We start from the raw sequence: 2,823 nt of genomic DNA, 5'->3' as shown, positions 1-2,823 counted from the left end.
AAACAACTTATTGAGCTTTAAATCTGGACATTTTTATAAGTCTAAAGACTTTCTTTATCTAAATTTATAAAAAATCATAAAAAAGGGTCCGTTATAAAAATTTTCCGCCTAAAAATCTATCATGCAATAGCCCATTTTTCTATCTTTTAAGTAAATCATAAAGCAATTCCTTAATTCACACAGCTCACAATTTAATTATAAACTTGCCCCCAAAACAATTCGTTATAGCTTAATTTTTTCGCAAGCCATTTTTTATAGCTTTTAGTGTTTAATACCTATCTCATTTTTAAAGATCAATCCATGACAAATAAATAAACAATACAACTTCTGTGAGAATTTTTTGAAAAACTCTTCCCTTCTACGCACCCTCCCTCTGAAATTCCCATGCCTTCTTTGGCAGAAAAATTAATAGAATCAGGACTGCCATCTCCCCAAGTGGTAGAAAGTCGTTCCGCCTCTTTTGGGGTAAATAGTGCGCCATTTAATCCGTGCTGAGTTTCTTTCGCAAGAACAAGCCAAATCCCAGAACGCTCATTAAAGGTAGCGCGCACTAACCCAGCCCCACCACCCAAAGCATTTTTTGGATAAACTTTAGAGGGGTGAATTGCACTAGAAGATACTCCGTCAATCCATTGTTCTTCAGATAAAGTATCCCAAATTTTACTGGAAGCCATACTTAAAGCTTGGGAATTTTCCAAAGCGCTTTCTTCTGGAAGACCTGCGTGAACACACTTGTAATGACGAAGCTGTGTAACAATTGTCTGAATTTGCTCACAAGTTCGCACGAACCTTCCTTGATCAACAATCTTCCACATCTTCATTCCTGCTCCGGCAATAACACCAAATACCGCCAAACCGATCACTACTTCCCACAAAATAAACCCTTTTTGGCGTTGAGAAAGAACATTCCTAAAAGAAAATAAAAAAAGCCCCACAAACACTTATTCTCCAGTCTGAATGCGATCTATAAGCTGGGAAACCGTGGGAATAAAATCGTCTTTATAAAAGGGATCCTCTTTGAACTTGTATGCATTGTGTCCTGCGAACATAAGGTTGTCTTCTACATTTCCTGTTAAAATAATATCTTGTAAGGTTTTTTGAATACAAAAGGACCTTGGATCTGGCTTTTCTCCTGTAGATCCTGTCATGCCTTGACTCCAATTGCTAAAAAGACAGGAACTTAAACATCCCATACAATTCCTCTGATCTCGTAGTATTTCTTCTGCTTCGTGAGGAGTAGTAAAAACAATCGTTTGGCTTGGTGTTGTCATACCGGTCACAAATCCTTGCTGCTTCCAATGCGTAATTTCATCTAAGTCTCGCTCTCTTACAAACAACTTTCTTCCCCGAGCTCCTAGTTCTAAAATTCCTGAAAATTCTTCACTTTGGGCATATGCATAAGGAACTTGACGAGAAGACCTTGCTATAAGCTTTTCTAAAAACCTATTACGAAAAGCAGAAGAGTGAAATCCAGTTGGACTGAAATTATTCAGTAAAACATCTCCTGGAAGAATAGTTAAAAGTCGTTTCTTCCAGCTTTCCGGGATAGGGCTTTCTTGAGTTAACAAAGGTCGAGTGCCAAACTGAAACCCGATAAGCCCTAATTCTTCATTATCGATCCAATGTGCCCAATTCTTTAAATGCCAAACGCTTCCTGCCATAATAATAGGGATATGGTCTAAAGAAAAATCCCGCATAGAAGCTCTTAAAGCCATAACGCGGCCATAAGGGTCTTCTGGAAGCAATGGGTTTTCTTGATTACTTAACCCATTGTGTCCCCCAGCCTTCCAAGGATCTTCATAAACAACTGCGCTTAACCACTCAGAAACTCTGTTGTAGGCGCGATTCCAAAGTGCTCTAAAGGCTCTTGCAGAAGAAACAATAGGAAGGTAGAAAACTTTAAACCGCGCAGCTATTTCCGCTAGTCTGTAGGGCATGCCTGCGCCACAAGTAATCCCATGGATCAACCCTTTTGTCCCACTTAAAATTCCCTCTAATACATTTTCTACTCCCCCCATTTCCCACAGAACATTCATATGGATACGTCCTTTTCCGCAGGACAAATCATAGGCGATTTTGGCTTGCTGCACCCCCCCCACTATTGCTTGCTCTATAAGTTCTTTGTGGCGCTCTTTTCGCGTATGTCCGTTATAAACCCAAGGCTTTATGTAGCCATTTTCATCCAAAATAGGAGCATTAACACCAGAAAACGTACCAACAGCATTGCAAGCTGCCCAAGCGCCGGCACTGACCCCATTAGATGCCCCGATTCCTTTTCCTCCTTCTACTAACGGTAAAACTTCCTTTCCAGATATCAATATAGGATTTAAAATCATAGGGTTTAAGACCGACATTAATACAAAAAATCAACATTACTCTCTTTAATATTACATAAAGCATTAAATTAAAACAAGCCCATATTTATTTTGTTTTTGATTCAAAAAAGTGATTGACTTTTGTATTATTTTTTGTTATCGTCTGAAGTTAGTTTTTATTTGATCAACAGTCTTGAGTGCTACTGCTGTAAAAACTTTTGCTTTAAATCGAAAGGCTCGATTCTCTTATCATATTGTTGATACGATAGAGTCTGGTCTTGTGTTAAAGGGAAGCGAAGTTAAGGCCATCCGTGAAGGAAAAATAAATATCGCAGAGTCTTTTGTTTTAGAATCGAAAGGAGAGCTGTTTTTGTATAACGCACTAATTAGTTTGCGTGCAGAATCAAAGCATTTTGGTCATGATCCCTTGAGATGGAAAAAGTTGTTGTTACATAACAGACAAATTCCAACGTAATAGACGTGGACAAATGCAAAAAAAAGATAGAAC

Annotated in this window: 3 protein-coding genes; 1 reads left to right on the top strand and 2 read right to left on the bottom strand. The window is 38.4% G+C overall.

What is annotated here, in order from left to right; translation table 11 throughout:
• Positions 1–293 precede the first annotated feature (293 nt).
• Both HE1_RS04880 and HE1_RS04875 read right to left on the bottom strand, forming a co-directional pair.
• A complete protein-coding gene (locus HE1_RS04880) occupies positions 294–935 on the bottom strand; it encodes a type II secretion system protein (protein ID WP_162480386.1) in 642 nt (213 codons plus the stop codon).
• 6 nt (positions 936–941) lie between these two features.
• Positions 942–2,354: an NAD(P)H-dependent flavin oxidoreductase gene (locus HE1_RS04875; protein ID WP_006296321.1), complete on the bottom strand. Its 1,413-nt coding sequence runs from the start codon at positions 2,352–2,354 to the stop codon at positions 942–944.
• Between the two features lie 154 nt (positions 2,355–2,508).
• Between HE1_RS04875 and HE1_RS04870 the strand changes: the two genes are divergently transcribed.
• Positions 2,509–2,790: an SsrA-binding protein gene (locus HE1_RS04870; protein ID WP_052567391.1), complete on the top strand. Its 282-nt coding sequence runs from the start codon at positions 2,509–2,511 to the stop codon at positions 2,788–2,790.
• Positions 2,791–2,823: the final 33 nt, after the last annotated feature.

It is taken from the genome of Holospora elegans E1, assembly GCF_000648275.1.
Classification (GTDB): domain Bacteria; phylum Pseudomonadota; class Alphaproteobacteria; order Holosporales; family Holosporaceae; genus Holospora; species Holospora undulata_A.
Note: the sequence above shows the minus strand (reverse complement) of the source record. Positions and strands in the feature narration are given on the sequence as shown.